This window comes from Neobacillus drentensis, from assembly GCF_036962765.1.
GTDB classification, from domain to species: domain Bacteria; phylum Bacillota; class Bacilli; order Bacillales; family Cytobacillaceae; genus Neobacillus; species Neobacillus drentensis_C.
On sequence record NZ_JBALOS010000033.1, the window covers coordinates 1 to 6,243 of the forward strand.

Annotated in this window: 8 protein-coding genes; 6 read left to right on the forward strand and 2 right to left on the reverse strand. The window is 37.3% G+C overall.

Going from position 1 to position 6,243, the window contains the following annotated elements; translation table 11 throughout:
* Positions 1-289: 289 nt before the first annotated feature.
* Positions 290-649, reverse strand: a complete 360-nt coding sequence (locus tag V7137_RS05670) for a hypothetical protein (RefSeq protein WP_335697162.1) — start codon at positions 647-649, stop codon at positions 290-292.
* 131 nt (positions 650-780) lie between these two features.
* On the opposite strand from V7137_RS05670, the gene V7137_RS05675 reads away from it, so the two are divergent.
* From V7137_RS05675 to V7137_RS05685, 3 genes are all read left to right on the forward strand, one after another.
* Positions 781-1,743 carry a DUF1835 domain-containing protein gene (locus V7137_RS05675; RefSeq protein ID WP_335697163.1) on the forward strand — a complete coding sequence of 321 codons (963 nt, stop codon included), beginning with the start codon at positions 781-783 and terminating at the stop codon, positions 1,741-1,743.
* 149 nt (positions 1,744-1,892) lie between these two features.
* Entirely contained in the window at positions 1,893-2,237 is a 345-nt protein-coding gene (locus V7137_RS05680; RefSeq protein WP_335697164.1) for a flagellar basal body rod protein, read from the forward strand.
* Positions 2,238-2,306: 69 nt separating this feature from the next.
* On the forward strand, positions 2,307-2,945 hold the full coding sequence (locus V7137_RS05685) for a PspA/IM30 family protein (RefSeq protein ID WP_335697165.1): 639 nt from the start codon (positions 2,307-2,309) through the stop codon (positions 2,943-2,945).
* Positions 2,946-3,010: 65 nt separating this feature from the next.
* Here V7137_RS05685 and V7137_RS05690 read toward each other — a convergent pair whose 3' ends face one another.
* Positions 3,011-3,988, reverse strand: a complete 978-nt coding sequence (locus V7137_RS05690; RefSeq protein ID WP_335697166.1) for a ring-cleaving dioxygenase — start codon at positions 3,986-3,988, stop codon at positions 3,011-3,013.
* 366 nt (positions 3,989-4,354) lie between these two features.
* Here V7137_RS05690 and V7137_RS05695 point away from each other — a divergent pair, with 366 nt between their 5' ends.
* The 3 genes from V7137_RS05695 to V7137_RS05705 all read left to right on the forward strand — a co-directional run.
* Positions 4,355-5,077 carry an amino acid ABC transporter ATP-binding protein gene (locus V7137_RS05695; protein WP_335697167.1) on the forward strand — a complete coding sequence of 241 codons (723 nt, stop codon included), beginning with the start codon at positions 4,355-4,357 and terminating at the stop codon, positions 5,075-5,077.
* Positions 5,078-5,095: 18 nt separating this feature from the next.
* A complete protein-coding gene (locus V7137_RS05700) occupies positions 5,096-5,875 on the forward strand; it encodes an ABC transporter substrate-binding protein (RefSeq protein WP_335697168.1) in 780 nt (259 codons plus the stop codon).
* A gap of 57 nt (positions 5,876-5,932) precedes the next feature.
* On the forward strand, positions 5,933-6,243 hold a 311-nt coding region (locus tag V7137_RS05705), incomplete at its 3' end, for an ABC transporter permease subunit (RefSeq protein ID WP_335697179.1).

The window sequence follows — 6,243 nt, forward strand, 5'->3', positions numbered from 1 at the left end:
AGGCACATTAAAGACAACCTGAAAAGGTTGTTTTTTTGTATTCAATTTCTATATTCTAATCCCGTTTTAATGTATTACACTATATTAATTACTTGGTTATACCTCTACTTTTACCGAGAAGGCAATTTTTTGTGCAAACCAATGGCTACAAAAATCAGAAACAAACTGCGAATAATGATTCCAAAGCGATGAGCTTCAACAAAATAAGCCAATAAAAAAAACTATAAACAAAAAAAGGTCAATGAAATCAAAAATTCATTGACATTTTCCATATACTTACATATTGATACTATCGCTTCAATCGTCTTAATACCTTATCTTCAAAATCATCATGATTGATATCCAATCCTATTACTTCATTTCGAAAGGTCTTGAAACGTCCATTTTCTACTTCAAGTGTGAAATATCCTCTTTCACTTAAAAGGTTAATATCCCCAATAATATTTTTCCTGAGTACAGGGTCAAATAAATTCACTAAATTAGGGTTACTTGGATGAGGTTTGAACATGCATCCATTTTCTATACATGTTCTTACAATGTTTTGGACCTTTGGATGTGCAATACTTTCAATTTTTTTGTTTACTTCGGTACTATACATAGTCATTTGGCTCCTTTCCCGTCTTAAAACGATATGCATATGTTTAGACAAATATGCAACATCCTCTTAGCAACATACTAGTATATGTGTATATTAGAAGAGTAATTGCATTTACGTGCTAAATAGAGGAATGCAAGTAACATATTTTTCTATTGAATGAAAACAAGAAAAGAGGTTTTAATATGATTCATCTAGTGAATGGGGATGTTGTGGGCAGTAAGCTTGGAAATCTTCCAGGAGATGTTCTCGTTTGGCGGGAAATGTATGATTTTGGTCCACTCTGCAATGACATTTCGGATGAAATTTGGATCAGACGCAGGGCCGATTTTTTTGAAAAAAATATAGCTATACCGGCTCCTTTATTCATTCAGAATTGTGAAAATCAAAATCGATTTCTTGCTGGGATTCCAAGGGAAACAGAGATGATCCTCTGGTTTGAGCATGATCGATATGATCAAACGATGTTAATGTATTTACTAAATGAACTATCTAATAAAGAGTTTAAGAACTTATCAATGGTGACTATCAATGAGTATCCGGGGGTAGACACCTTTTATGGCCTGGGTATATTATCCTCACAGCAATTAGAGGAACTTTTTTATACTAAAAAACAACCTATAACAAATGAGCAAATAAATGAAGCGATTACGTGCTGGGAGGCATATACCTCAAGGAATCCAACGGAGATAGAAAAATGGATTGCCGCTTCAAATACAAAATTACCTTTTTTAAGACAAGCATTACAATCTCACTTAAGCTACTTTCCTTCAGTACACACAGGTTTAAATGAGGTAGAAACTTTTGTAGTAAATTATCTTGAACGATATCCTTGCTCCTTTGTGGAACTGTTTCAAGCTATTGCCGAACAAAGACGTAATGATGGTATAAGTGATCTTTATTTTGCAGCTATGTTAAACCAGCTGATGGATGGGCCATATCCATTGTTGGAGTGTGATAGTCCATTACCAAATTTTCATAATCCAGAACCGAAAGCCAAACTTAGGCTCTCATCTAATGGTTTAGATATTTTAACTGGTCATAAATTTCATTTTGAAATTGATTCACGTGATTGGTGGATCGGAGGTATAAACATTAAAGAGGACCATTGGTTTTGGGATGGGAACAAACTTATTAATAATTTATAGGATTTGGGTCAGTCTCTCACACATTTGTAGTGGGGGGCTGACCCTTTATACGTCTTAGGGCTGAGTTAAAAATCAAGCTTAGGCTCAATTATGGTAACTCAGTAAAAAAGGTAAGATGATATCAAGAAATACAAAGGAGGAAAAACAAAATGAAAAAATTTGGATTACTTGTGGCAGGTGGAATTGCAGCCATCGTTCTACTTTCAACAATAGGTCCGATGGTAGGACTCGTACTGAGTGTGGCGTTGTTATATTTCATCTACAAAAAGTTCTTAAAAACAGAATCCACAGGCTGGAAAATTGGTTTAGGGATTATGGGTGGGATAGTCTTGATAGCTTCACTACACAATATTCCAGCAATTATTGGTGTCGCAGCTGCTTATGTTCTATACCTTGTATATAAAAATTGGAATAGGAGCAAGCCGGTCATTGGGAAGGAAGAGTCAGATCCATTCATCAATTTTGAAAAGCAATGGAATGAATTACAAAAATAGTGAGCGATTTGGTGTTTATGACAAACCAAGCAATAAAAATACAATTTACCTAAAAAAGGAGAGAATAACATGACAAACTTATTTACAAGAATTAAAAACACACTTACAGCTGATTTACACGAGGCTCTTGATCATAAGGAAAAGAAAAATCCCATTGCCAATCTTAATCAATACCTTCGCCAATGTGAGTTGGAAACAGAAAAGGTTCGAAAGTTATTAGAACGCCAATATACCTTGAAGGATGAATTTCAACGAGAATACCAACAGGCAGTTGAACTAGCTGAAAAAAGAACCTATCAAGCGAAAGTGGCTTCAAAAGCAGGGGAAACTGAGCTATATCAATTCGCATTGGCGGAGCAACAACAATATACCGAACGAGCAGATCGTTTACGTACTTCTCTTGAACAAGTTAATGCGCAGTTGGGTGAATTAGAAAGAAAATATGAAGAAATGAAGCATAAGGTAAAAGATATGCATCTGCGCCGGATGGAATTAATGGGTCGTGAAAATGTGACACGCGCGAATCTTCAAATTAACCAAGTGCTTGATTCCAATTCATACTCTGATCAATCTTATTCAAAGTTCAAGGAGATCGAAACCTATCTTGACCGCTTAGAGCATCAAGTGAAAAGCTCATTTTACCGCAGTACAATCGATGCCCGCGTAGCACAATTGGAAAAAGAAATGAAAAAAGAAACCATTTCATAATCGCTGACATGAGCAAAGAGCGAGGCATTGCCTCGCTCTTTGTTTAATTTCAATATAAACCATACTTATTCTTTGATGAATTCTATGCTACTTCTGACGGTATCAATCGGCCGAACCAATTTCTCGATTTGTGCTCGTTTTGGTTCTAAGAACGGTGGTAAAGATAATTTTTCACCGAGTGTTTCGTAAGGTTCGTCACCCATAAATCCTGGGCCGTCAGTGGCAAACTCAAAGAGAATCTGTGGTGCCACTCTAGTATATAAGGAACCGAAAAAGAAACGATCGACGAAACCGGACGTTTGGAAGCCGAAGCTTTCCATGTGCCCTATCCATTCCTCTAAAACGGAGCGATCATCGACACGGAAGGCGGCATGGTGGACAGTCCCGAAACCTTGTCGTGCTTGTGGGAGGATCGCATTATACTCAACAATTACTTGTGCGCCATTTCCGCCTGTACCTATTTCAAATAAATGAAACGAGCCTTCTTGTGCGATCTCTTTAAATAAAAGGACTTTTTCCATCATTTCTTTAAAGTAATCAAAATTGGCAACTCGAACAAAGATTGGTCCTAATCCTATAATCGCAAAGTCCAGTGGAATGGGGCCATTTTGCCAAGGGGTCCCAGCTGCAACCCCTTGATTATGTTCATCTGAAATTAATTGGTATTGCTGGTCGTCAAAATCAACAAACGAGATTGTTTTTTTACCAAATTGTTCTTTAATGCCTGTATGTTTAATTTCTAAACGATCAAATCGTTTCTCCCAATATTCAATCGCTGCATCACTTGGAACACGGAAGGATGTTTTTGAAATTTCATTGGTTCCATGGACGCCTTTAGGAATGCCGGGAAAATCAAAAAAGGTCATATCGGTTCCCGCGCTGCCAACATCATCAGCAAAGAATAAGTGATAGGTTTGAATATCATCTTGGTTAACGGTTTTCTTGACTAGGCGCATCCCTAAAACATAGGTGAAAAATTGATAATTTTTTTCTGCACTGCTCGTAATTGCTGTTACGTGATGTATGCCTTTTAATCCATTCATTGTAAATCCTCCCATTACCCTCAATAATGAAAAATTATATAAATAAAGAATTCATAACTAGTATCTACTAAATTACATGAAACTATTGTCTTTAATTCATTTATCTTTAATTCGAGATAAATATACCATGAATATATGATGTTGTCAAAAGTTATGGTAGAGTCTAAGGCTGATAAGAATTCAGATTTACTTTTTCGTAAAAAAGGTAGAGGTTTCTTTGCATTTTCTTCCATTTCTTTCTAAATGCAATTGGTTTATTCTCTCCTGGAACGAATATATTCATCCCTCATTTAATAGGATTATCTATAGACAGGTTCTTATTTAACTTTTCGAAAATAACAATTTTGCTGCTAAAAGGAGGGTGACATGATTAGGGTAAGAAACCTTGTTAAGTCTTTTGGTTCAAACATAGTTTTAAACGGAATCGATCTTTCGGTTGCTGAAAAAGAGGTTGTTGTTATTATTGGTGCAAGTGGTTCTGGGAAAAGTACGCTGCTCCGCTGTCTTAATTTCCTCGAAATGTATGATCAGGGTGAGATCGGATTATTAGGAGAAAAAATTCTTCCAACTAACACTAATCTAAACAAAGTTCGTGAAGAAGTCGGTATGGTTTTTCAACATTTTAACCTTTTCCCACATATGAATGTACTGGAGAATGTTTCAGAAGCGCCTATACATGTTAAAAAGATGGACAAGGCACAGGCCAAGCAAAAAGCCCTGTCTTTACTAGAAAAAGTAGGATTAAAAGACAAAGCTTTGTCCTATCCTAAGAATCTTTCGGGTGGTCAAAAGCAACGGGTTGCAATTGCGCGTGCACTTGCGATGGGACCCAGAATTATGCTGTTTGATGAGCCAACATCTGCGCTTGACCCGGAGCTTGTGGGAGAAGTTCTGCAGGTTATGAAGGAACTGGCACAAGAGGGAATGACGATGGTTGTTGTCACACATGAAATGGGCTTTGCTAGGGAAGTAGCTGATCGGGTGGTTTTTATGGGAGATGGAAAGGTTCTAGAAGAGGCACCGCCAAAGGAATTCTTTGTCAATCCAAAACATGAGAAAGCAAAACAATTTTTAAACAGTATTCTTTAAAAATATTGGAGGGTTACCATGAAAAAAAGCTTGATTACAGGATTATTCGTTTCTATGTTTTTTGTCTCGATTTTGTTGTCAGCCTGTGGTAGTACGGAAAAAAGCAATGGAAGTGAAATGAAGGAATTCACATATGCGATGAGCGGGTTATATAAGCCCTTTAATTACAAAGAGAATGGGAAATTAGCTGGTTTCGATGTGGAAATTGGAGAAGCGCTGGCTAAGAAAATGGGAATGAAGCCAGTAGCGGTAACAAATCCTTGGGAGACACTCATTCAAGGATTAAAAGCAAAGAAATTTGATGCCATTCTTGCGAGTATGACGGTTACCGAGGAACGGAAACAATCGGTGAATTTTACCGATACTTACTACCGTTCAGGGGCACAGATTTTTGTCGCAGAAAACAATCAAACGATTAAATCTGTTGCTGATTTAAAAGGGAAGAAAATCGGTGTTGTAAAGGCAAGCACCTACAAGGAAATAGCACTGAAAAACACAGCGAAAGAAAATGTGGTTGAATATGATAGTGATATTACTGCCCTTATGGATCTTCCAACGGGCAGGTTAGATGCGGTTATTACAGACCAAATGGTCGGGCTTCCCATTATTAAAGATGGGGCAATAAAGATTAAGGATGTTGGCGAGCCGCTTTCACATGATGACCAGGCAATCGCTGTCAGAAAAGGAGACAAAGAATTGCTTGACAAGTTAAATAAGGCCCTAGCTGAAATTATCAAGGACGGAACCTATGAAAAAATTAGTAACAAATGGTTCGGACGCAGCATTTTAGGAGAGTAGGAGTTTACAAAGGGTGTCAGGCACCCACTTCACAAAATAATAGAGAGGGTGTTAATCATCGTTCAAATCTTCCTGGACACCTACGATATCTTTATTTCCGCAGCCCTTCTTACCTTAAGGTTAACGATTACGTCCCTTATAATTGGGTGTCTTATTGGGCTCATCGTTGCTTTTTTAAGAATTTCTACTAATAAATGGTTAAATAAATTAGCTATAATCTATATTGAATTAATCAGGGGTACACCTTTGATAGTGCAAATTGCCATCCTGTATTTTGGGATAGCCTCCGTTGTAACCTTTTCACAATTCTGGGCAGGAGCATTAGCATTGGCCATCCATAACGGAGCCTACATTGCTGAGATATTCCG

Coding starts and splice junctions, on each gene's coding strand:
- V7137_RS05675 (WP_335697163.1), top strand. CDS start 781: ATGATTCATCTAGTGAATGGGGATGTTGTGGGCAGTAAGCTTGGAAAT.
- V7137_RS05680 (WP_335697164.1), top strand. CDS start 1,893: ATGAAAAAATTTGGATTACTTGTGGCAGGTGGAATTGCAGCCATCGTT.
- V7137_RS05685 (WP_335697165.1), top strand. CDS start 2,307: ATGACAAACTTATTTACAAGAATTAAAAACACACTTACAGCTGATTTA.
- V7137_RS05690 (WP_335697166.1), bottom strand. CDS start 3,988: ATGAATGGATTAAAAGGCATACATCACGTAACAGCAATTACGAGCAGT.
- V7137_RS05695 (WP_335697167.1), top strand. CDS start 4,355: ATGATTAGGGTAAGAAACCTTGTTAAGTCTTTTGGTTCAAACATAGTT.
- V7137_RS05700 (WP_335697168.1), top strand. CDS start 5,096: ATGAAAAAAAGCTTGATTACAGGATTATTCGTTTCTATGTTTTTTGTC.